This window comes from Vibrio penaeicida (genome assembly GCF_002933855.1).
Taxonomy (GTDB): domain Bacteria; phylum Pseudomonadota; class Gammaproteobacteria; order Enterobacterales; family Vibrionaceae; genus Vibrio; species Vibrio penaeicida_A.
Genome location: NZ_BFAQ01000047.1, coordinates 122,045 through 143,384 on the forward strand (window position 1 = coordinate 122,045; position 21,340 = coordinate 143,384).

The 21,340-nt window shown below is 42.1% G+C and carries 21 protein-coding genes; 6 read left to right on the forward strand and 15 right to left on the reverse strand.

The annotated features are described in order from the left end of the window. Nucleotides 1-43: 43 nt before the first annotated feature. Entirely contained in the window at nucleotides 44-874 is an 831-nt protein-coding gene (gene nadE, locus VPNCDNU1_RS24140; protein WP_104402723.1) for an ammonia-dependent NAD(+) synthetase, read from the reverse strand. A gap of 227 nt (nucleotides 875-1,101) precedes the next feature. Here nadE and VPNCDNU1_RS24145 point away from each other — a divergent pair, with 227 nt between their 5' ends. Both VPNCDNU1_RS24145 and VPNCDNU1_RS24150 read left to right on the forward strand, forming a co-directional pair. Continuing rightward, nucleotides 1,102-1,623: a nicotinate-nicotinamide nucleotide adenylyltransferase gene (locus tag VPNCDNU1_RS24145; RefSeq protein ID WP_104402724.1), complete on the forward strand. Its 522-nt coding sequence runs from the start codon at nucleotides 1,102-1,104 to the stop codon at nucleotides 1,621-1,623. Nucleotides 1,624-1,651: 28 nt separating this feature from the next. Further along, nucleotides 1,652-2,137, forward strand: coding sequence for a hypothetical protein (locus tag VPNCDNU1_RS24150; RefSeq protein WP_104402725.1), 486 nt, complete (start codon nucleotides 1,652-1,654; stop codon nucleotides 2,135-2,137). Between the two features lie 91 nt (nucleotides 2,138-2,228). Here VPNCDNU1_RS24150 and VPNCDNU1_RS24155 read toward each other — a convergent pair whose 3' ends face one another. Beyond that, nucleotides 2,229-2,837, reverse strand: coding sequence for an AraC family transcriptional regulator (locus tag VPNCDNU1_RS24155; protein ID WP_104402726.1), 609 nt, complete (start codon nucleotides 2,835-2,837; stop codon nucleotides 2,229-2,231). A gap of 478 nt (nucleotides 2,838-3,315) precedes the next feature. On the opposite strand from VPNCDNU1_RS24155, the gene VPNCDNU1_RS24160 reads away from it, so the two are divergent. Further along, nucleotides 3,316-4,419, forward strand: a complete 1,104-nt coding sequence (locus VPNCDNU1_RS24160; RefSeq protein ID WP_104402727.1) for a 1-acyl-sn-glycerol-3-phosphate acyltransferase — start codon at nucleotides 3,316-3,318, stop codon at nucleotides 4,417-4,419. Between the two features lie 152 nt (nucleotides 4,420-4,571). On the opposite strand, the gene VPNCDNU1_RS24165 is transcribed toward VPNCDNU1_RS24160, so the two are convergent. Beyond that, nucleotides 4,572-5,168 (reverse strand): hypothetical protein, encoded by a 597-nt coding sequence (locus tag VPNCDNU1_RS24165; protein ID WP_104402728.1) that lies wholly within the window; start codon nucleotides 5,166-5,168, stop codon nucleotides 4,572-4,574. 215 nt (nucleotides 5,169-5,383) lie between these two features. Here VPNCDNU1_RS24165 and VPNCDNU1_RS24170 point away from each other — a divergent pair, with 215 nt between their 5' ends. Next, the gene (locus VPNCDNU1_RS24170) at nucleotides 5,384-5,635 is read left to right on the forward strand and encodes a YnjH family protein (protein WP_104402729.1); all 252 of its coding nucleotides are present in this window, start codon (nucleotides 5,384-5,386) and stop codon (nucleotides 5,633-5,635) included. A 71-nt stretch (nucleotides 5,636-5,706) separates the two neighbouring features. On the opposite strand, the gene VPNCDNU1_RS24175 is transcribed toward VPNCDNU1_RS24170, so the two are convergent. Then, complete coding sequence (locus tag VPNCDNU1_RS24175) at nucleotides 5,707-6,003, reverse strand: YfcZ/YiiS family protein (protein WP_104402730.1); 297 nt, start codon at nucleotides 6,001-6,003, stop codon at nucleotides 5,707-5,709. 492 nt (nucleotides 6,004-6,495) lie between these two features. On the opposite strand from VPNCDNU1_RS24175, the gene VPNCDNU1_RS24180 reads away from it, so the two are divergent. Further along, a complete protein-coding gene (locus tag VPNCDNU1_RS24180) occupies nucleotides 6,496-6,957 on the forward strand; it encodes a TetR family transcriptional regulator (protein ID WP_101113975.1) in 462 nt (153 codons plus the stop codon). Nucleotides 6,958-7,046: 89 nt separating this feature from the next. Here VPNCDNU1_RS24180 and yiaY read toward each other — a convergent pair whose 3' ends face one another. Both yiaY and VPNCDNU1_RS24190 read right to left on the reverse strand, forming a co-directional pair. Next, nucleotides 7,047-8,195, reverse strand: a complete 1,149-nt coding sequence (gene yiaY, locus VPNCDNU1_RS24185; protein ID WP_104402731.1) for an L-threonine dehydrogenase — start codon at nucleotides 8,193-8,195, stop codon at nucleotides 7,047-7,049. Between the two features lie 256 nt (nucleotides 8,196-8,451). Next, complete coding sequence (locus VPNCDNU1_RS24190; protein ID WP_104402732.1) at nucleotides 8,452-9,357, reverse strand: chemotaxis protein; 906 nt, start codon at nucleotides 9,355-9,357, stop codon at nucleotides 8,452-8,454. A 227-nt stretch (nucleotides 9,358-9,584) separates the two neighbouring features. Between VPNCDNU1_RS24190 and ppiC the strand changes: the two genes are divergently transcribed. After that, nucleotides 9,585-9,863, forward strand: a complete 279-nt coding sequence (gene ppiC, locus VPNCDNU1_RS24195) for a peptidylprolyl isomerase PpiC (RefSeq protein ID WP_104402733.1) — start codon at nucleotides 9,585-9,587, stop codon at nucleotides 9,861-9,863. A 51-nt stretch (nucleotides 9,864-9,914) separates the two neighbouring features. On the opposite strand, the gene VPNCDNU1_RS24200 is transcribed toward ppiC, so the two are convergent. The 9 genes from VPNCDNU1_RS24200 to VPNCDNU1_RS24245 all read right to left on the reverse strand — a co-directional run bounded on the left by VPNCDNU1_RS24200 (nucleotide 9,915) and on the right by VPNCDNU1_RS24245 (nucleotide 21,338). Beyond that, a complete protein-coding gene (locus VPNCDNU1_RS24200) occupies nucleotides 9,915-11,270 on the reverse strand; it encodes a TRAP transporter large permease (RefSeq protein ID WP_104402734.1) in 1,356 nt (451 codons plus the stop codon). After that, on the reverse strand, nucleotides 11,260-11,847 hold the full coding sequence (locus VPNCDNU1_RS24205) for a TRAP transporter small permease subunit (protein ID WP_104402735.1): 588 nt from the start codon (nucleotides 11,845-11,847) through the stop codon (nucleotides 11,260-11,262). Before VPNCDNU1_RS24205 ends, VPNCDNU1_RS24200 begins: the two co-directional genes overlap by 11 nt. Before the next feature lie 66 nt (nucleotides 11,848-11,913). Next, nucleotides 11,914-12,993, reverse strand: a complete 1,080-nt coding sequence (locus tag VPNCDNU1_RS24210) for a TRAP transporter substrate-binding protein (RefSeq protein WP_104402736.1) — start codon at nucleotides 12,991-12,993, stop codon at nucleotides 11,914-11,916. A 98-nt stretch (nucleotides 12,994-13,091) separates the two neighbouring features. Further along, nucleotides 13,092-14,123, reverse strand: a complete 1,032-nt coding sequence (locus VPNCDNU1_RS24215) for a lipase family protein (protein ID WP_174715168.1) — start codon at nucleotides 14,121-14,123, stop codon at nucleotides 13,092-13,094. 464 nt (nucleotides 14,124-14,587) lie between these two features. Beyond that, complete coding sequence (locus VPNCDNU1_RS24225) at nucleotides 14,588-17,014, reverse strand: PAS domain-containing hybrid sensor histidine kinase/response regulator (RefSeq protein ID WP_104402738.1); 2,427 nt, start codon at nucleotides 17,012-17,014, stop codon at nucleotides 14,588-14,590. A gap of 45 nt (nucleotides 17,015-17,059) precedes the next feature. Further along, on the reverse strand, nucleotides 17,060-18,280 hold the full coding sequence (locus VPNCDNU1_RS24230) for an ABC transporter substrate-binding protein (protein ID WP_104402739.1): 1,221 nt from the start codon (nucleotides 18,278-18,280) through the stop codon (nucleotides 17,060-17,062). Between the two features lie 234 nt (nucleotides 18,281-18,514). Further along, entirely contained in the window at nucleotides 18,515-19,624 is a 1,110-nt protein-coding gene (locus VPNCDNU1_RS24235; protein ID WP_104402740.1) for an ABC transporter substrate-binding protein, read from the reverse strand. Nucleotides 19,625-19,638: 14 nt separating this feature from the next. Continuing rightward, complete coding sequence (locus VPNCDNU1_RS24240; protein WP_104402741.1) at nucleotides 19,639-20,469, reverse strand: ABC transporter permease; 831 nt, start codon at nucleotides 20,467-20,469, stop codon at nucleotides 19,639-19,641. Further along, on the reverse strand, nucleotides 20,469-21,338 hold the full coding sequence (locus VPNCDNU1_RS24245) for an ABC transporter permease (protein ID WP_201797162.1): 870 nt from the start codon (nucleotides 21,336-21,338) through the stop codon (nucleotides 20,469-20,471). The genes VPNCDNU1_RS24240 and VPNCDNU1_RS24245 overlap by 1 nt, the downstream gene beginning before the upstream one ends. Between the last annotated feature and the right edge of the window lie 2 nt (nucleotides 21,339-21,340).

The following is a 21,340-nucleotide window of genomic DNA, read 5'->3' on the forward strand; positions in this document are numbered from 1 at the left end:
TGGGTATAGACTGTCCATTTAAGCGGTGCAAGCACCTGACTATTTAGTCGTAAATAGTGGGAATAGGCTGACGTTTGTGCTGAGTGGCTTTGTAAATCGCAACGAGCTTTTTGGTAACGTCTTCAGAAACGGGTTTGCCTTCAAGGAAGTCGTCTATTTGATCGTAAGTGAGATTCAGAGCGTCTTCATCCGCTTTTTGTGGCGCAAGCTCTTCTAAATCGGCCGTTGGAACCTTATGAACAAGCAGTTCTGGTGCACCTAGAGTGTCTGCAATTTCACGAACTTGACGTTTGCTTAGACCAAACAGCGGTGCTAGGTCGCACGCTCCGTCTCCAAATTTTGTATAAAAACCAGTAATATTTTCAGCAGAATGATCGGTACCTAAAACTAAACCACCTACGTAACCCGCAATTTCATATTGCGCCACCATTCGAGCACGTGCTTTTACGTTCCCTTTTACGAAATCTACTTTCGCCGGGTCTTGTGGGAGTAAATTGGTATCTTTAAGTGCAATGTGAGAAGCGCTATGTAAGCCATCCACACCAGCCTGAATGTTCACTGAAACAGAATGTGAAGGTTGTATAAAACTCAGAGCCAGTTGGGCTTCGTCTTCGTCTTTTTGCTCGCTATAGGGAAGTCGAACCGCAATAAATTGATAGCCAGCGTTGCCAGACTCTTCATTAAGATTATCTACTGCCAGTTGAGCCAGTCTGCCGCATGTAGTGGAGTCGACACCGCCACTAATACCCAGAATTAAAGACTTACAACCAGACTCTTGAAGCTTACGCTTAATAAAATCTACGCGACGCTGAATTTCAAAATGAGGATCGATCGAAGCCAATACTCGCATCTCGTCACGGATATGATTTTCCATTCTGTTTCCTTTTTGTGCTGCCGAGTTTTTGCGCCTAAGAGAGCTAAAGCTGGCACTCCAAACCCTGTATTTTATAACCCTGTATCTTAGAGTCACTTGGATATATCATACCCCAATCTTTTTATTATTAAACACCGATTTGCCTGAAACAAGTCAACCAAAATGGAAATCTCGGATGCTTGGGCTGAAGTGTTATGAATGAAGGAATTTTTTCCAGTAGCGAATGTATGAAAAATATTGCAATCTTTGGTAGTGCCTTCAACCCGCCAACTCTTGGGCATAAAAGTGTTATTGAATCATTAACGCATTTCGACAAGGTGTTGCTTGTTCCAAACTATGCACATGCATGGGGAAAAGAGATGGCAAATTTCGATGTAAGGTGCCAGATGGTGGAAGGTTTTATTTCAGATATAGCTCAATCTAATGTTGAATTGAGCCGAATCGAAGAGAGTCTATATCGCCCTGAAGAGAGTGTAACGACGTATGCACTTTTAAATACCCTCCAAGAAACCAACCCTGATGCAGAGCTAACATTTGTAATTGGTCCAGATAATTTCTTTAACTTTTCCAAGTTTTACTGTTCTCATGAGATCACTAAGCGCTGGTCTGTTATGGCATGTCCTGAAAAAGTTTCAGTCCGAAGTACGTTAATTCGTGAGAAATTGGCTCAAAATGAATCGATATCAGCTCTAACTACCCGTTCTGTCAATAATTTCTTGCGAAATCACGCATTGTATCGGAAGATATAGGCAGAAATTATTTAGGGGGCTCACATCGATGACCAAACGTAGTTGCAATTTAGTTTGTATGCTTGGTTTCTTTACGATTCCTGCTTTTGCATGTAATTCTTTTCAGACTCCCACCTCAATCATGATGGTTGAAAAAGAGCAAGATTCGGTTTGCGCATCGATTGCACATTCATTTGATGCTTTTACCTCAAGCCTCACATCTGTGAAAGACTTTATAATCGACCCAGTGAGTAACGACGATTACTGGGAAGAATGGACACTTAAAAGTGGCAGTGATCCGTTGCTATATTCAAGTGTTGAAAGTAATCATTTTGGCATCGGCGTCTGGATGCCAGACGAATACGACAGCCAATTTGATGACATGACTTATTCTGAAAAGCTTGAAGCTACAGGTTTGAAATTCAGTTTAGGTTTAGGTGAAAGGGATGACAACGAACCGCGAATGCGCATTGATTATCGTTGGCATAACCTACAGCCAGGCGACGTAATGTTGCAAGTAGAAGTGCCTTTTTAAGGCACTTTTCAATTTAATCTCTATCTTCGCTTTTTTTTCTTACTTTTGTCTCACTTTCTATGCACTTTCGTCGCTGTTTATAAGCGTACCTCTATAAGCTTTCGCCCATTACCAGCATTGCCAACTGTTCGAATTCCTCTTCTCGACCAGCAAAAAACTCATCAATAACAACGTTTCTCTTTGTGCCTGATTGCATTTTCTTTTTAGCTTCCCGTAGGCTAAGCACCAACAATAATTCTTTGCTTAAACTGCTCTCGTCGTCTGCGCTCCACTGGGATATCTGCATACTCAGTGGCGACATATCGAGTAGGGGTCTTAGTGTTCTTGATTCGTCTCGTATTACGTCCAAAAGATTGTTTATTTCTTCATCTTTAAGTTTTTGCTGAGATAGCTTCTCAAGTATGGCTTTAGAAACAGGTGGCAAGGAGACAAAGCCCGCTTGAGTAGGAAACTTATCCTGCAATCGCACAGAAAAATCAATTTGAGAAACCGTTGAACCTGGCACGAAAGTTACAGACGTTAAGCAATCTATTGGTAACCAAATTGCGCTGTCTTGTTCTACTGCATATTCGTTCCTACCAAGCTTGACTAAAACCAACCCTGATTCAACATAAATCAGGCTATGCTTAAGACGTTTTTTGCGAGGTGTGGTTACCAGAAATGAGTAAACTGTATTTTGATGCTCTACTGCATAATTCATAAAGGGTTTCCGGATACTTTAACTGTGGAAAAGAGTATCTTTTATTACTGTAAATGCCAATGAAAACTGAGACATTTAGTGATTTATACCTAAACCACTTGTTTATACCTAAACCACTTGGAGAGACTGAATCTTTCCACGTTGTTCTTTTCCATGCACTGAAACGAAATGGAGATTTCTAAGTCCTGTATCTTGAGGTGGTTTGAATAATTTTCGTCAGAGTTTGGTGATTTCTGTAATGGTGAAGGAACGAATGATGATTTTTGATCTCTATTCTTTCAGCGTTAGACGTAAGAGAGGTTTTTTCTCACAGAAAGATAAGCCAATTGTGATTCAGTAACCTACCTTCGCGCACAACAATTAAGTGGGCTTAGTATATAATCTGGTCTGACCTTAATTAAACGACGCATTCATTAGCTGCTTGTTTTCTCAAGTACGCGTAGAATATGCCGGATTTTAAAATTGACGTATAGATTAGATGACTAATAAAACGGATCCTTATAAAGAAATTCGTCCGTACAATGATGACGAGATTCCCGCTGCCATTGAACGCCTAATTAATGATGAAGAATTTATCTCTGCTATCTTAGAGCATCGCTTCAGTAACCATGCAAGTTGGTTTAAAAATATAGTCAGTCCAATGGTTAAGGTTTACCTTAAGTTCAAGTGGGCTAAGTTGGATTCCGTTGAAGCAATTCAATTAGAAGTTGAAAAATACCTCAGCAAAACGCTCGATGCGACAACTGATGGCGTAACATATTCTGGCTTGGAACAGTTAGATAAGAATACACCTTACTTGTTCATCTCTAATCACCGAGATATCGCGATGGATCCTGCTCTGGTGAACTGGGGCTTGTATAACAATCAACATAAAACGGTTCGTATTGCTATCGGTGATAACCTTTTAAAGAAACCGTGCGCAACTGAACTTATGAAGCTGAATAAAAGCTTTATAGTAAACCGCAGTGCAAAAGCGCCACGAGAAATGATGAAAGCGCTTGGGCAGTTGTCTTCTTATATTAAACACTCTTTAGACACCGATAACTCTATCTGGATTGCACAGAAAGAGGGTAGAGCCAAAGACGGGAACGACAAAACAGATCCTGCGATTCTAAAAATGTTGCACGTAGAAGGCAGAAAACAAAAAATGCCTTTCTCAGAATACATAAAAACGCTGAAAATCGTTCCTGTAGCGATTTCTTACGAAAACGACCCGTGTGATATTGCCAAAGCGAAAGAACTGTTTGAGAAAGCAGAGTCAGGCAGTTACGAGAAAAGTGAATTTGAAGATATCGAAAGTATCATTCAAGGCATCGTTGGGTATAAAGGTCGTGTTCATGTTAGCTTCGGCAACGTAATTGAAGATGACTTTGAAACACCTGATGAATTGGCTCAAGAAATTGACGATCAGATCCACTCGATCTACAAGCTCTTTCCAATCAACTATTATGCCGCTGCTGACGCCGAACATGCTGACTCAAAAGCGAAGGATTCACTGGACAGTAAGCTAAGAGAATTGCCAGAAGGCGCGCATGATTTTCTTAAACAAATGTACGCTAACCCAGTAGCGAACCAAGGCTAGGTTTTTCAGTTTTACATTCAAAAAGTTCGCCTTGAGGGGCGTAGCCTACGAGCTTGTCCATCTTCAAAGCCAGTTTACCTCCAAAGAAATTGAAAAGGAGCGTTATTGCCTAACGCTCCTTTTTTTCAGCTACATAATCGCTTTATCTGTCGCTACCTTGCCACAGCCCCACCAAGCTTTAAGTCTTTCGGCCAATATGTAATCTGATTTCCGCCAAGGTATATGTTGCCATCAACAGTGAGCTCATCGGGCAGTTTGGTTATGTTGGAACCTCCGATATACAAATTGCCTTCTACTGTTAATGGTTGAGGAAGTTCTTTCAAAGGTGTACGAATAACACTAAGGTCACCCGTCACAATTAGCCCGGGAGGTAAAGTTTCAAGAGGCGTGTCTGTAAAGTTTAGGTAGCCACCTACTTTGACGCTGGCATTCCAAGTGGTTATTTTGGAACCAAGGAAGTTACCATATCCTTTGATATTTGTTCCTTTAGCAATAAATGAAAGTTGGCTGTTGGATGCATCTAAGCTGCCTCCAATTTCCAGGCCTTTAGGCAGCTTTTCAATGGATGTTTTTGCAATATTGAGGTTCTTTTTCACCACCATTCCATCAGGAAGAGAGGTGTAATGTGTATTTCTTAGATTAACATTGCCATAAGAATCAATATGGTTGAGCAGTTTATATTGATCCAGCGGCTTGGTGTGGGCAACACCGCTCAATAGCAACCCAATGAATAAATAACCTGCTTTCATACGCACCCAAGTTCAAACTGTGACTTTAATCTGATAGTAAGCGTTATACCCGAGTCATTCCAGTATAGGAACCTAGATTTTGAGCCAGTATAGCTGTGTAGGGCTGCAAGTCCTGCTAAGTTTATACGTATGCAAGTACTCTCAATGTACATAAAATCAAAGCCTTGTCATGTATAGAGGTTACTTGGGTATAAACAATTTAATATAGGATCACTATGGGTAGACTACTTGTACTCGCAATCGCAATTCTCTCTGTTGGTGTGCATGCCAAAACAGTAACAACACCGAAATCTTCATTCATTGTTACTGATGGAAAACTGTTTGAAAAAGTGTGTTACTACGAAGATAAAGCGTACACGCTTGGTGCTGTGATTCAGGTAGGTGAGCTGTACTTAATCTGCAGTAAAGAGCAAGAATTTGAGTTGAATGGGGATCTAAGGTGGCTTCAATTGGAACAGGACAGGTGAGATATCAGGTCTTGCTTTGAGGGCGGCTAAAGAAAGCCGCCCAGTTTAGTGTTTATCTGTATTGGTACAGCTTATCGGGCGAGTGCACGCGTTTTCAATTCAAAAATGAGTTTTTCGGCACTGCAAGTGAATTGGAATCTTGTTTCAACACCATCTTCACCTTCAATGCGTTGGCTTTCGTACGTCACTTCGTCAGATACTGTTTTTGCCAGATCTATGTATTTATTGAGTTCAGACTCTAATGCAGTGAAATCACTTCCAAACAAAGAAATGTTTGCTACATCGTCGCCTTCTTTGATGATGAACCCCATTTCTGCACTGCATCCACATGCTTCACAAACTTGGTTTTCTTCTACTTTCGTTGTCATAACGTATCCTCTTACAATTAATGAGGGTATGTTACTCTTCTGGTGCCTTTAAAACCATAGAATTTCAGTTTGTTGGTGTTAAATTATTGGCTTCAACGAGTTCATGGAATAGTGTTTTGTAACGATATATTCATCGTATTTATGTGATGTTTGTCACGTGTGGGTGAATGGAAATGTCGATTTATCGGGTCGTAAAATAAGGTCGTATTGCCCAATTGAGTAATTTGTAAGAAGATTCGAGAAATCGGAATCATTTGCAATAGTGTCACTTTAAATAAAGTTCTATTGCCCGGTATTCGGGTAAATCAAATGAGCGAATATTTATCGATCTCGCTCTTTATGAATTTACTCCTAGCAAATCACAAATTTCGTGAATAGTTGCTTATATATTCCTCAATCTGTTGAGATTTTAAAAATATAGAACATAATACTATAAGTCGCTCATGCTCAAGTTTGAGTGTACTTAAACATATAAAATAGATGAGCCCTAACATGCCAAAGCGTAGTAAAGAAGATACCGAAATCACCATTCAAAAGATTATGGATGCAGTTGTAGACCAACTAATTACATTGGGCTACGACAAAATGTCTTACACCACTTTGAGTCAACAAACAGGCGTCTCTCGTACAGGTATCAGTCACCACTTCCCTAAGAAAACGGATTTCACAGCAGCACTAGATGGGCGAATCTTTAAGATGTTCGTAACACACCTAGTTCTGGATGAAGGGGTTGAGAGTTTTAAATCCAGCTGGGTTAAAGCCCTTGATAATGCAGAGTTCTTAGCCATTCTTAGATTGCTATTCCACCATGTCGTGACATCAGAAAATGCGCACGAATTCGCTAGAGCTGGAATAGAGCGTTTATATAAGATGGTAGAAGATAACTACGGTGAATCTGCTCGTGAAGATCTGGATGTGTTGTTTGGAAAAAGCTTAGTTCGTATGGCAGGCTAAAACTAAACAGTATCTTGAAGGGAAACCAGCCAATTGGCTGGTTTTTTTGTTTCAGTGCTCAGGTTATGTATTTACATCAGGTAATGTGGTTACATAGCCGCCGCGAAAATAGAAGAAATCTCATCGTGTGTTGCTTGCTTGGGGTTAGTAAACCCGCAAGCATCTTTCAGGGCGTTTTCTGCAAGTAAAGGAATGTCTTCGGACTTTGCCCCCAAATCTTCTAACCCTGCCGGAATACCAACATCTTTAGACAATTGCTTTATGGCACTCAGTGCGGCTTCTGCACCTTGCTCATCGGTTAAACCCGTTACATTTACCCCCATTGCAGCCGCAATATCTTTTAATCGAGCAGGGCATACCTGAGCATTATATTTCTGCACGTGTGGTAGCAATACGGCGTTACATACTCCGTGTGGTAGGTCGTAAAATCCACCAAGTTGATGTGCCATGGCATGAACGTAACCCAGTGAAGCATTGTTAAATGCCATACCAGCCATAAATTGGGCGTATGCCATTTGCTCACGGGCTTCTATATCTTCACCTTTATTGACCGCCGTTCTTAGGTGCGCTTGAATGAGTTCAATCGCCTTAATTGCAACTGCATCGGTGATTGGGGTAGCAGCGGTAGAAACATATGCTTCTATGGCATGGGTTAATGCATCCATTCCTGTTGCAGCGGTAAGCGAAGCGGGTTTAGCAAGCATCAGCTCAGGATCGTTAACGGATATAAGCGGGGTAGTATGCTTATCTACAATCGCCATTTTAATATGACGTTTTTCATCCGTAATGATGCAGAAGCGTGTCATCTCAGAAGCCGTACCAGCCGTTGTGTTGATGGCAATAAGTGGCACCTGAGGTTTCTCTGATCGGTCTACACCTTCATAATCGGCAATTTTCCCACCATTAGCCGCAACAAGTGCGATACCTTTAGCGCAGTCATGGGGCGAGCCGCCGCCTAAAGAGATAACAAAGTCACACCCATTTTCTACCAATAATTCTAAACCTTCATTTACGTTAGAAATCGTAGGATTCGGTTGGGTTCCATCAAAAACAACCGTCGCAATTGCCCTCTCTGCAAGTAAATCGTTTACTTGTTTTACGACTCCGATTTGGTTTAACACCTTATCCGAGACTATTAACCCCTTTTTAAAACCTTGCGATTGAATGCTATCGACGGCTTGAATTAAGCAACCCGCGCCCATTAGATTGACCGTAGGGATGTAAAATGCGCTTGTCATTTCAGACTCTCCATTATTGTTATACATTGCTTCATCGCCTCTCTTTTGTGTTAGGAGAGGTCGTTTCGGTATATGCTCACTTTGCTTATGAAATTGATTTGGTTTGTTGATCTGAAACAACGATTAACATCTATTGCTATCGTTTTCATATTTATGTGATATACGTCGTATAGGTGGTTTAATGAAGAGGAAGAGGGGAGAAGAAAAACAAAAAAGCCGGCGAATTCACCGGCTGACAATTGATTTGAGTTTATGGTTACGCTGCGCTAACTGATTCCTCAATTTGCTTCGCACCTCTGAGCATTGCTTGTACGAGCTCGGTCGCATCAAACTTTGTTAGGGCTTCGTGGGCTCCTACTTGATGTGCTCGATCTACGCAAATCTCGCTTGATAGTGAGGTGTGAAGAATCCTATATGATCGGCTCAAAGCGGTATCGTTTTGAACCTCAAAAGCAAGTTCATAACCATCCAGTCCGGGCATTTCGATATCACTGACTAAAATATCGATCGGCTTGTGGTTAGCGGCATCGTCTTTCATTAAGTTCAATGCATCTATCCCGTTTTTACACACTTGATAAGGGATGTTGATGCTGTCCAGTGCATCCGATAGTTGTTTTCGCGCAATGCTAGAGTCGTCGACCAGAAGAATACTAAGAGGTTTAAGGCGCTCGCGCTCTACGTCGGTTAGAATCGGAATACGCTGGCTATCATGTTCTGGGTATATTTTGGAAAGCAAAAGCTCGACATCCAGCATTTGAACTATTTTGTCTTTATGGCGAGTGATACCTGTTACGAACACGTTGTCGCCTACGGTATCAGGGGCAGATTCTATCGAACGCCAATCACACTCAATGATTTTTTCTATATCGCGCACCATAAAAGCAACAATAGTACGTAAGCAGTCTGTAACAATTAAGTAGCTGTTCTCGTATTCTTCACGTGCAATAGGGCGAAATCCAATTGCTGCTGCCATATCAATTACGGGTACCGTCAATTCTCGAATTGGGATAGTTCCGACGACATGAGGGTGAGAGTAGGGGATTTGCGTGGTTTGAGCATAAGGAACAATTTCCCGAACTTTCAATGTGCCGATGGCAAAGCTCTGCTGAATTGTTAGCTTAAACATCAGCATTCCTTGAGACTGATTGGCTTTGCTTTTCATAAATAAATCCGCATAAGTAAACTCACTTTCATTTTACAATCAATCTGCCCCTTTGGCTCACTTTTAGATCAATTAAAGTGAATCTATTTGTTTCGTTTGCGGCTCAATCGATATTTACGAATGGATGTGTATGATTTTGTTAGAGTTATATTTCATACCATTCAAACGATGCAGACAAACTATGTTTGAGTTACAATTCGGGCCTTTCAAACACAGAGGGTACCCCTATGGCAAGAACGGCTGCAGCCTTACATATTTTGGTTAAGCATAAAGAACAAGCAGAAGATATTGTTAACCAGCTTAAGAAAGGCGCTAAATTTCAAACGCTTGCTAAGAAACATTCCTCTTGCCCGTCTGGAAAGAAAGGCGGCGACCTAGGTGAGTTTAAGAAAGGTCAAATGGTTCCTCAGTTTGATAAAGCCGTATTTAGTGGGGAAGTGTTAAAACCTATGGTGGTGAAAACTAAGTTCGGTTGGCATGTGATTAAAGTGCTATACCGCACCTAATGTTAAAGGTCAGGCAATGCCTGACCTTTTCGTTTTGTTTGCGTTTTTGGTTTAGTACCCGTAAGCGATTCCAGGGAGCCACGTTACGATTTGCTGGAAGTTAAACACAATGGCAAGTGCGGTAACTTGAAGCAAAATGAACGGAATCACCCCTTTGTATATATCCCCAATAGTTACGCCATCTGGCGCGACTCCCTTCATATAAAAAAGTGCGAACCCCACGGGTGGCGTTAGAAATGATGTTTGTAAGCATACAGCAAAAAGCACGGTAAACCAGATCAGGTCAAACCCGAGAGCAGAAACCACCGGAGAAACCAGTGGAAGCACAATCAATGTGATTTCTATCCAATCCAGAAAGAACCCTAACAAGAAAACAGCAATTAAAATGGCAATAATAATGCCGCTTGGTGCCAAATCTAAATTCGTTAACGCACCCTCTATTAATTCATCGCCTCCCAACCCCCTAAGTACTAAAGAAAATGCTGTCGCCCCAACGAAAAGAGCAAATATGAACGCGGTGGTTTTGGTTGTTTCTTCTCCGACTTCCTTTAATACCGTTTTACTCAGCGCGCCTTTAGACCAAGCGAGAAGAGTAGCGCCTGCCGCACCCACACCAGAGGCTTCTGTAGGGGTTGCGATGCCAAAAAATATTGACCCAAGAACAGCGACGATAAGCCCAGCAGGTGCGAGAACCGCTCGAAATACTTGTAAAATAACAAGAACGGATACGGGTTCAGCGGTGTCAGATAACGGCGCTTTGCTTGGTGAGACTAACCCTGTGAAAACGATGTAGCCCACATAAAGACCAGCTAGCAGCAGACCAGGGAAAAGAGCGCCAAGGAACAGATCACCAACGGAAAGACCAATTCGATCGCCCATCATGACCAGCATAATACTTGGGGGTATCAATATGCCTAACGTTCCTGTGGCGCAAACTGTTCCACATGCGAGTGATTTACTGTAACCCTGCTTTAGCATCAGAGGTATACCAAGAACAGACAGCAAAACAACAGCAGCCCCTATGATTCCTGTTGATGCCGCAAGTAGTAAGCCAACGATGGTGACGGTTATGGCTAATCCACCTCTAACTCTGCCGAACAGCCGAACGAGATTCGTCATTAAATCTTGCGCGACACCAGAGCGATCGAGCATTAACCCCATATAGATGAACATTGGGAGCGCGACCAACACCCAGTTATTCATGGTGTCCCATATTCTAGGGATGACGATAGAAACATATTGCCAGTCAATACCTATCCACGTGTCTGCCCATGTGTCTAAACCAAGAGCTATGGCGGAGAATAAAATGGATACGCCACCAAGGATCCATGCGACTGGAAAACCAGTAAAAAGCAGTAATATAAAAGTGGCGAACATACCAATTGCTAAAATTTCATTAATTTCCATTCTCATCTCCATTCTGGGTGAATCTTCCGGAAATTAAAGCCGTGAGGATACGAGACAATCGAGAGATTACAGCGATAGTAAGAAAGGCGAATCCAACGAAAAGAATGGACTTAATAAACCAGCGATAAGGAAGCCCGCCAGGGGCAGAAGAAACTTCACTCAATTGCCAAGAATACGCAATAAAGGGGAGTGAATAATTTAAAACGATCAGTATAAATGGCACCAGAAGCGTGGTGATGCCGATCAACTCTACCCAGCATTTTGTTTTTATAGAAAAGTGGTCGTACAGGATGTCTACTCTAACGTGGGAATCAGTAATAAAGCAGTAGCTAAGTCCTAATAACCAGCCAGCAGAGTACAGGTGCCACTGTAATTCTTCAAATTCAACCCGGCCCTCGCCAATCAAGTAGCGCATCAAAACGTTTATAACGATGATCGACATTAGGAGTGGCCAAATCCAAATCATGTAATCATTCACTTTACCTATGATCTTATCCAGAGCCACAGACAAGCTCGTTTCTGGAAGCTGGCTAAGCAGTGCCTTTTTATTGGACTCTGGGAGAGATATGGAGCTCATATTCGGCGTCCTCTGAGAAGAGTGGCGTCTAATGACGCCACTAAATAATGGGTGTTCTGGTTGATTTTAGTAATTGTTAGGTAAGTAAGCTTTTGACTTCCAAATATCGTATTCTTCAGCAAAAGCCTGTTGAGACTGGTAGATTTCTTTAAAGTCTGCGTCTTTAGCTGAAATTTCATTCATGACTTCATCAGTCAGCGATTTAAGCTGACCCAGAATTTCGTTGGGTAACTGACGAGCGGTTACATTTTTGGCTTCAAACCCTTTAATTACCGCACCTTGAAGGGCCTCTCCGCGTGTAAGCGCTCGGAAAGTGCCTGCGGTACATGCCATATCAATCATGGCGCGCTGGCCATCAGATAGGGACTTCCAAGTTTCAGTATTCACAACTAAATGTGAGGCTGTGAAGGTTTGGTGCCAACCGGGGAAATAATTGTTCTTGGCTATTTTGTCAAAGCCCATCATTTGGTCGATGGCCGGCATTGAAAATTCGCTGGCGTCGATGGCACCTTTTTCTAACGCTGGGAAAATTTCTCCACCTGGTAATACGGTGACCGATGCTCCCGCTTTTTGCATCACTTTTCCGCCGAGCCCAGCAAAACGAATTTTCAGCCCTTCTATATCTTTTAGAGATGTAAGTTCTTTCTTGAACCAACCTGCCGTCTCAGGACCAATAACCGAACACAAAACCGGGTGAATGTTGTGTTTCGCATACAGTTTTTCTGCTAACGCTTTGCCTTCTCCATCGTACCACCAAGAAGCGTAAGCCCAGGGTTCCATTCCAAACGGAACAGCAGCAAATAAAGCGGCAGCAGGGATTTTTCCTTGGTCGTAACCTAACCACGTGTAACCTGCGTTGAGCTGCTTATTTTTAACGGCTTCGGTAATTCCGAATGGGGGAACCAACTTTCCAGGTTCGTAAATCTTGAATTGGATGTTGCCATTGCTGGCTTTCTTAATTTGCTCAGATACGTATTTAATTGGGTCGCCTAATGCGGGCAGATGTGTGCCAAATACGGCTTGAACTTTCCAGCGCACCTTATCTTCTGCGTTGGCTGGCATACTTGCAATTGCTGCGGCAGAGATTGCAACCGCTATTCCGGTTTTGATAACAGCAGCTCTTTTAGTAGATGGTTTCGTTTTCATGATAAACACCTTATTTTTAACTAAGACAGACAATTTCTGTTGGGAGATAGTTGATGTAATGATTTTATAGAGCGTTACGCGCTGGTTAATAAGCGCGGTTAAAACCCTAAGTCGGCTAGCAAGCTTGGCAGTGAATTGATTGCAAAGTTGGTTTGCCAAAACAGAACATCGAGGGTGTCATCTGTCCAATCGATGTAGAATGCGGCTGTAAAGTTATTTATGTCATTGTCAATCGCGTTGTGATCATTCGTATCGACGCGGAAGATGGGTTGAGAAAGAAACATCAACTCTTCTTTGAGAGGTGTGGTGAAGTGGCGTGTTAATCCATTATTAACCAGAAACAAAGGAGTGAAACGTGAAGCAGACAAGTAGTGAATATCACCATATTGCTTTGATGTAGGACCAAGAGTGTCGGCATCTTGTTGATAGTCTAGGTCTGATACAAATTCACCTTCTAAATTGAAATTTGTAATTTGGCTGGCGTTTGTTTGCCATTGATTAGATGGTTTTCCTTGAGCAGTATGTTCGGATTTAATTTCATTTAATACTGCATTGGCAAGACCTGAAGCATCGAAAGCTGTCGCAGGATCCCCAGTTGTAATTGCTGCCGCTGTTGCCAAACCTCCACCAAGGCTATGACCGGTGTAATGTATTTGGTAACCAGAATATTGATTTTTGATTTCAATCGACTTTTCTATGGCCATTGCATACTGAGCAGGGACCATATCCTGCACCATAATGCCATTAGTTACCCAGTCAGATGTGCCTAGTTCGCTGCCACGAAACGCAACAATAACTTTATTGGCGTTTTGATAAATCCCCGCATAGAAGCCTGAATCATAGTCAATAACGTTCTCCACTCTTGTCCAACCGCGTGGAGAGCCGTTTGCCGTGTGTACAACCTCAGCAAATTCTAAATAGTCCAACGCTTCGGCTGCCTGATTAATTGATGGGGGCTGGTGGGTTTTGTAGGTAGTACCGGTTGAATTGGCTGTGTCTGTGTAATTGGGTACCAGTACCGATTCGATGTACGCGCCTACATTACTCGCTTCTTTTTGCGTTAGGGCGTAAGTTTGGGTCGATACAAGACCAAAACACAGCAACGTCGCAACGTTATGTTTCAGTTTCATGCTCATTTCCTTAAGTCTTTTAGTTGTTTCCATTCTTAGTGATTTTCATTCCAAAAGTGGTAGGTGTTGGATGTATTATGATAATCACAATTACTATATTGAGACTATTGGTCTCAATATGATTAGGCTAGTGTGTTTGAAGCTCATGTTCAATAAAATTTTGAACACTCAACGTGCGAATGGGCTGAAAAAAGCAAGGCGTAATGGTGAGAAGAGTTTCGTTACTGTAGGAAATATAAAGGAAATAGTGGGATATACGCGGCGAGATTGCTTGTTACAGTTCATTAACATTAATGGTTAATACTGTGGATTATGTCTCATTTTCTATGTGGGTATACATTATAAAAAGTGAGGATTCTGAAGAGAGTGTATATCAACAGTGACATAGGTTTTTGATATGCCGTAGAAGTATATTGGTAAGTAATATCAATATATTACGTAAGATCCTTTCTCCACACCTTGTGTCACGCGACAAGGTTTTTATGTAACCGATGTAGCATATTATCAAGGAGTGTTTCTTTCACTGGTTTCACTAACACGTCGTCGCACCCAGCGTTTATCATAGCCTCACGAGTGGTCGCGTAGGCATCTGCTGTACATCCTATGATGATTGACTGCCGACCCTTTATTTCTTGTGCTCGAATGAGCGTTGTTGCTTGTATTCCATCCATAATAGGCATGTGGTTGTCCATTAAGATAACTGGGTAAAAAGTTGTTTCAGTCAATTCGGTTGCTTCTTTACCAGTTGTAGCAAAATCGCAGTCAAAACCTCGTGCTTGAAGGAATTTTTTCATGATCAGGCTATTGACGCGGTTGTCTTCTACAATGAGTACTTTTATGCCATGCGCTTGATATTCTTTGTGAGTATCTTTTATTTGGGTTTTATCGGAATAACCAACTTGTAGTTCAAAGCTGGCAACAAATTGACTGCCGCTATTTGGTGTACTCGTTAACTCAATATTTCCGGACATGGTTTTACATATCTGAGTGGCGATTGCGAGCCCCAGCCCTGTTCCACCATAGTTCCTCGTTGTACTGCTTTCTGCTTGAATAAATGGGTTGAAGATTTCTATTTGTCGGCTTGGGTCGATGCCTATCCCCGTGTCCGATACCGAAATTTTTAGCGTAGGCTGCATAGTTTCTGGCTGGGTGTTTAAGTTTACTTCAACGGTAATACTGCCCTTATCAGTAAACTTAAGAGCATTACTGACTAAGTTAGTTACAACTTGCCTTATTCTTCCCTTATCACCTAGCAGCCACACCGTATCGTCTATTGAATGCTGACACTTAAATTCGATAGACTTTTCATCGCAAAGTGGGGTGTACGTGGCTTCGATTTCTTTGATGAGCGCTAACAATGAGAAATTTTCTGGAGCTAACACCAATAAACCCGCCTCGATTTTTGAAAAGTCGAGTAAGTCATTGAGTAGTGACATCATATGAGAACCAGAACCTTGTAGAGTGTCGAGGTACTCTTGTTGAGTCTCCGTGAGACCCGTTTTGTTTATGAGCTGTGCAATACCTAAAATACCGTTCATCGGAGTTCGTATTTCATGGCTTATACTCGCGAGAAAATGAGATTTTGCTGCGTTCGCTTTTTCTGCTTTGTCTCGTGCGTCTTCCAATGAAGCTTGCAGGCGCTGTTTCTCCGATATATCCCTTTCTACTGCAATAAATCCTTCTATCACGCCATGTTCATCCATGACTGGATTAATATCGATGTCTATCCAATAGGATTCACCTGATTTGTTGTAGTTAAGGATTTCTTCTCGTATACCATTATGGCTGTTTATTGCTTGTCGGATACGTCGCTTAGTATCTACATTGGTGTCTCGGCCTTGGAGTAAGCTCCCGGGTTTTTTTCCTATGACTTCTTCCGATTCATATTGCGTAAGATGAGTGAATGCGTTGTTTACCCATGTAATCTTCCCATTTACATCCGTGATGATAACGACATCTTTAGCATACCTAGCCACTTTTGCTAACCGGCGCGATTCTTGTTCTTGAATCTTCAGTTGTTTAGAAGATTCCGCCAATTTTTGACGAGAGAGTGCAAGTTCTTCGAATGGCTGAACTAGCAGTTTTCGCCCAAATAAATAAGAGCCAATTAAACACACAACAAACGCAATAAATGTCGTGCTTACAAGGTTATAAAGTAAAGTGCTTCGTTGTTGATTCTCAAAATCGGTATTAATGCCATACAGCAGCGTTAGACCAAACTGATTAACCGGAACTTCGAAAACGCGCCATGGGAAGGCTTGTGACGGGCGAGGGTTTACGTTTGTTTCCAGTTGCTGAAGCGCAATCCAGCGCTGACCGTCTTTCGTTAGACCAGAAAAGAAGTCTTTACTTTTAAATTCAAACTCCACCATAAACACGCCTTCGACGGAGTTATTGTAAGTAATAGGGACATACATCCAGAAAAATTGCTTTTTGTTCTTTTGAACGAGAGAAACAATGAGTGAACCATTGTCGATAAGGATTTTATTAACATAATCCAAAGAAAGTTGATCGCGATACGAAAAGTCTATCTCGTTAAATACGAGATCACTTGCTATATCGAATAACGCGACTTTTATCGAATCATTGAAAATGCGTTCTTTCTTTATGTGGTCGAATATTTCTTGAGTGCTTACGGAGTTTCCCATGGCGGCATTGACCAAAGCCGGAGAAGAAGATAAATGCTTAAAGGCGGTTTCTCTATCTTGAATGTATTGCAAAACGTGTCGTTTAGCTGATTCCTGTTCAAGTTTGGTGGCTTCTGACTGAATTGATGTCAGTGCGACTCTACTTTGATGATTAATTACCATACCGCCAATCCCTGCAAAAAGTGCGGCGACGATAGTAATGAACAGTATAAATAGTTGTCTTGCCGATAAAGACTTAAGCAAACGCAAACTCCTCAACTCACTTTAATGTTTCTTAATCACTTTATGTTATTGAATCACAGAAATGTTGTTTGTTTGATTGAACTTAGCCATGCACAAGTCTTCTAACCCCAGTGCCTCGTGGGCGTCTGGATTATCCGTTGAAAACATACTGAATGGCTTATGGTAGGTTTTGACTAACCCCTTTATAGGCACGTCGATATTTTCGAGCGCTAAACGCAGCATGGAGCGGTTGGCTTCCATATCATCACCAAGTGATATTTGAGACAAAGCCTGAATCAAAACTTTAGATAAATCGTAGCCATGAATGAACCCAGTAGGTGCATTTATGTCGGTCGCAGATTGGATTTCTGAAGGGAATAATTGTTTTGCCTGTTCGAGTACGTTAGATGAAAACGCTGTCTGCGATGATGATAAGAATGAAAAGCACGTTTGAATAACGTAAAGGTTTAAACGAGAGCGAACGGTATGAGGGACTTTCTCTGCAAAATCGCCTCCTGTAATTCCCCAGTGACTCACAACTGGTAGCCTTTCTTCTAACGGAAATGAAGCCATTGCATTAACAAATTGAACACCTTCAGAAGCATTAGAAACCAATAAGATGCAATCAGCATTTGCTCGCCTTATTTCTCGAATTTTAATTCGAGCGCCAGATTCATTGATTCCCCAGTTAAACCAAGTCACATTGGGTTCGGCTAACCCAAAGTTCTTTAAAGCAACCCTCATGTTTCTTTGGTTTGATTTTCCCCAAGGCGTTTCTTCCAATAATAGGTGAGGGGTTTTGCACTTTCTGTCTTTAACAGCAAAGCTTGCCATCCTTTCACCTGCTTTTTTGTCGTCTACCGAGAGCCTAAATACCCAGTTTTCTTTGCTCGGATAACGCGTAATGGGTGCACCAGCCGCCCAGGGTACAAGTATCAGTATTTTGTTTTTGTTTATGTACTCTCGGTATTTGATCAACGGTGGTGAATGTAATCCAGCAAACATGACCAATGCATTAGGATCGTTAAGATACTTCGCCATGTTTTTCTTGCTTCGGACAGAATTTCCCCTGTGATCGAGAACAACGAAATTAACTTCTCGCCCCTGAATGATATTGTTGACTTCATGGAATGCAGTTCTTACCCCTTGTTCAATAGACCGAGCGGATTCAATAGAGTTGGATCGATCAGCATCCAGATAGATATTGATGGCAGAACTGCTGGCAAATGAAAAAATTGGTAAGAATACTATGGTGAAAAGACTAAATAACCTGATTAACGAATTCATATACCCAGAGCCTTATGTACATAAAAGTTTTCATTTTTCCTAGAGTATAGATGCTAATTTACTATCCATTTGGATATATACACTTGAATCAAACTCTGTCGGGGCACCATAAAATAAAGCAGGTGCGCGAACACCTGCTTTGTTGGGGAGATTGAACGTGGTCTAACTGTATAAGTTCAGTTTAACCTTAGGGGGAGTCGTTCTTTAATTCAGAATATCGCTATTTTCGTTGTGCTATTTCATAAGGACTTTTTGCGTAAATTGTTTACTCATTTCTTTTGCGTAAATCGCGTTAAAGGGCTGAGTAGAGCGATTACGCATTTCTTGTGAGACGAGTGCTTGGCTCGCATCAGAGCTCGGGTGTTGTGGTGCAACCCCGAATTTTGCATTCAACGCAGTCTGCGTTTCTGCGCTGGTTAGCCAGTGCAAGAAAAGAACTGAAGCGGCTTTTCTTTGGCTATTTTTAGCAATAGCCGCAAAATTAGCACCACCCGACATGCCAAACTTCGGTATGTAGAACTTCAAGCGTGACGTGATCGCCCCACGTTTTTGTAACCCCGCAAGGTGATCTTCCCATGCTGGAGCAAGTACTATTTCACCATCGTTGATGCGTGTTAGGCTGTCTGCGTTGGAAGCGGTAATAACCATCTTGTCTTCATATTTATTGAACCAATCCCAAGTATTACTCCATTTCTGTGTAACCGATGAACTGAGTGTTTTGCCTTTGGGCTCACCCGAGTAATTTCTTATCGCTGCTTCAATAAACCGACCACCTGAACCACCACCATTTGGATCATTCACGCCAAATGATTTTGAGTTGGCATCCATATATTGGCTTAGTTGATCAAAGCTTTGTGGTAAGTCTTGTTCGTCTATTCGCGAAGGATCGTACGCGATACCAGTTTGATTCCCCCAAAATGTGACTGCGTAACCCTTAGAGTCAAACCCTTCACTTTCTGTTTTAAGATCTGCGATTTCAGGCAACAAATCTAACTTCATTAGCATTTTTTCTGGCGAAAATATTTTTATGTTAGATGCACCTAAAGCAATTACGTCTAGTTTTCCTTTTTCGCGCTTACTTTCGGCAATCAGTTTATTACGGTTTCCGTCTAACGTCCCTTCTGGGATACGAACTTTGATGCCATATTTAGCTTCAAAACCTTTTACGAACTCGCGCCATCCTGGTTGCAGATACCATACCGCAAAACTTACGGTTCCTTCTTTCTTTGCTTGGCTCTCTATTTCTTTCCATGTCATCTTAGTGACGTCGTAGGCTGATGCTGACGTCGCGACACAAGCCACCATGCTGGCTAGCAACGCTTTTAAGGGGGTAAATTTCAACATAATTTCCTCGTTTACTAAGCTTTGCCCGTAGATTGGGACAAATAATTTCCTTTTAAAAGTTGCTCAATGATGAGCATAAGTATGACGTTGGGAATCACTAGAAATAGTGACACCACCGCCGCATCCGGACGGATGAATGAGTATCCCAGGAAGGAATACAAAATGGTTGGAACCGTAATAAAGTCGGGTGCTCCCAATACATAGGCCATATTGAATTCCTCAATACTGATCACCAGACAAAAAATAAGCGATGCCAACATGCTTGGCTTCAGCATGGGCATAAAGGCATGACGAAATGTAGTAAAACGGCTTGCCCCCATATCTGCACACGCATCGATAACATCTTGAGGTACGGCTCTAAATCCCGCGCTTAAAATACGAATAGCATAGGGCAGTGCTAGCACGGTATGTGCGATAACAATGCTCACATAAGGTTCAGAAATACCAAGTTGTAGAAGCATTCCACTGAAGAAAATGGCCAATATCATAGAAGGCATAACCATTGGCAGTAATGTGAGGATCTCGGCAGTTTTCTTTCCTTTGAAATCCAGTCGTCCAAACGCATAAGCTGTCGGAGTAGCAAGGCAAACCGTGAGAAACGCAACGGCGGGAGCGACGGTGTAACTATTGATGAGCGCTTCTTCAAGAGACGTGGTTTCCCAAATCTCAGACCATCGGGCGAAAGACAAAACTTGCGGGAAAATATCGGGGAAACTCCAGGGATGAGCTGGGTCGACGAGGGACCAAAGTACTGCCATTGCGAAAGGAATTCCGAGCCACAATACATTGACTACAATGAAAAACCCGATACTTAGATAGATGACCCATTTGTTGTTTTTAGTCATTACGAATCCCTCCCTTGAATGGTCGTAATAACGGAGCGAGTTTTAGTCGCGAATGGTTGCGTAACTAAAGTAATGACAATCGCAGATATCACCGCAACAAGCATGATCACCATCGCAATAACAGCGGCTTTTTCCCATTCGTAGTATTGCGTGGCAGTGAAATTCATAAGCATAGAAAGAGAGTAAGCATTGCGAGAGCCTGCAATGGAGGCGAAGGCAAAATCTCCCAGTGCACCGATGAAAATCAAAATCAAAGAGGCTTGCAACGCAGGAATGGTGAGAGGGAAAATGATCTGTCTAAATTTTGCAAACCGAGATGCCCCTAAATCGTCTGCAGCATTAAGAATGTCACTCCGAATACTATTGACGGCACCACCCAATAAAATGAGTGCGAATGGGACGTTTTTCCAGATTTGCAATAGGATCACACTCCAACCAAACTTATCGTTTGTTAAGCGAAGCGGTTTATCGAGAAGCCCTAAAGCCATTAGCCCTTCATTAAAAATGCCATGATAAGAGATAACATTAATAAGCAAGAACGCGGCGACCAACCCTGGCACAAACATTGGAGCACGCAACACCCCTATGAGTAGTGGTTTTGCGGGTAACGGCTTACTTAACCACATGGCAATGGGGTAGGCGATTATGATGGCGCCCAAACTGCCTAGTGTGGAAGTACGCAACGAATAAGCGAGCGAACGCTGTAAAATTGGATCGGAGATCATCTCCTGCCAAAAAGTAAAGGTAAACGATGATTCACCTGTGAGGCTGACCATACCAAAACTTTGAGCGATAACGGCATAGAGAGCACTGCCCATCAAGAACAGAATCACCCCTAAGCCTGGAATAAGAAGAACGTAGGCTTTCACGG

Excerpts from the sequence above, each read along its gene's own strand:
- VPNCDNU1_RS24210 (WP_104402736.1), bottom strand. The coding sequence starts at position 12,993 with ATGAAAACGAAACCATCTACTAAAAGAGCTGCTGTTATCAAAACCGGA.
- VPNCDNU1_RS24150 (WP_104402725.1), top strand. The coding sequence starts at position 1,652 with ATGACCAAACGTAGTTGCAATTTAGTTTGTATGCTTGGTTTCTTTACG.
- VPNCDNU1_RS24235 (WP_104402740.1), bottom strand. The coding sequence starts at position 19,624 with ATGTTGAAATTTACCCCCTTAAAAGCGTTGCTAGCCAGCATGGTGGCT.
- VPNCDNU1_RS24190 (WP_104402732.1), bottom strand. The coding sequence starts at position 9,357 with ATGAAAAGCAAAGCCAATCAGTCTCAAGGAATGCTGATGTTTAAGCTA.
- VPNCDNU1_RS24165 (WP_104402728.1), bottom strand. The coding sequence starts at position 5,168 with ATGAAAGCAGGTTATTTATTCATTGGGTTGCTATTGAGCGGTGTTGCC.
- nadE (WP_104402723.1), bottom strand. The coding sequence starts at position 874 with ATGGAAAATCATATCCGTGACGAGATGCGAGTATTGGCTTCGATCGAT.
- VPNCDNU1_RS24230 (WP_104402739.1), bottom strand. The coding sequence starts at position 18,280 with ATGAATTCGTTAATCAGGTTATTTAGTCTTTTCACCATAGTATTCTTA.
- VPNCDNU1_RS24200 (WP_104402734.1), bottom strand. The coding sequence starts at position 11,270 with ATGGAAATTAATGAAATTTTAGCAATTGGTATGTTCGCCACTTTTATA.
- VPNCDNU1_RS24180 (WP_101113975.1), top strand. The coding sequence starts at position 6,496 with ATGCCAAAGCGTAGTAAAGAAGATACCGAAATCACCATTCAAAAGATT.
- VPNCDNU1_RS24160 (WP_104402727.1), top strand. The coding sequence starts at position 3,316 with ATGACTAATAAAACGGATCCTTATAAAGAAATTCGTCCGTACAATGAT.
- ppiC (WP_104402733.1), top strand. The coding sequence starts at position 9,585 with ATGGCAAGAACGGCTGCAGCCTTACATATTTTGGTTAAGCATAAAGAA.
- VPNCDNU1_RS24215 (WP_174715168.1), bottom strand. The coding sequence starts at position 14,123 with ATGAAACTGAAACATAACGTTGCGACGTTGCTGTGTTTTGGTCTTGTA.
- VPNCDNU1_RS24170 (WP_104402729.1), top strand. The coding sequence starts at position 5,384 with ATGGGTAGACTACTTGTACTCGCAATCGCAATTCTCTCTGTTGGTGTG.
- VPNCDNU1_RS24155 (WP_104402726.1), bottom strand. The coding sequence starts at position 2,837 with ATGAATTATGCAGTAGAGCATCAAAATACAGTTTACTCATTTCTGGTA.
- VPNCDNU1_RS24240 (WP_104402741.1), bottom strand. The coding sequence starts at position 20,469 with ATGACTAAAAACAACAAATGGGTCATCTATCTAAGTATCGGGTTTTTC.
- VPNCDNU1_RS24205 (WP_104402735.1), bottom strand. The coding sequence starts at position 11,847 with ATGAGCTCCATATCTCTCCCAGAGTCCAATAAAAAGGCACTGCTTAGC.
- VPNCDNU1_RS24175 (WP_104402730.1), bottom strand. The coding sequence starts at position 6,003 with ATGACAACGAAAGTAGAAGAAAACCAAGTTTGTGAAGCATGTGGATGC.
- yiaY (WP_104402731.1), bottom strand. The coding sequence starts at position 8,195 with ATGACAAGCGCATTTTACATCCCTACGGTCAATCTAATGGGCGCGGGT.
- VPNCDNU1_RS24145 (WP_104402724.1), top strand. The coding sequence starts at position 1,102 with ATGAAAAATATTGCAATCTTTGGTAGTGCCTTCAACCCGCCAACTCTT.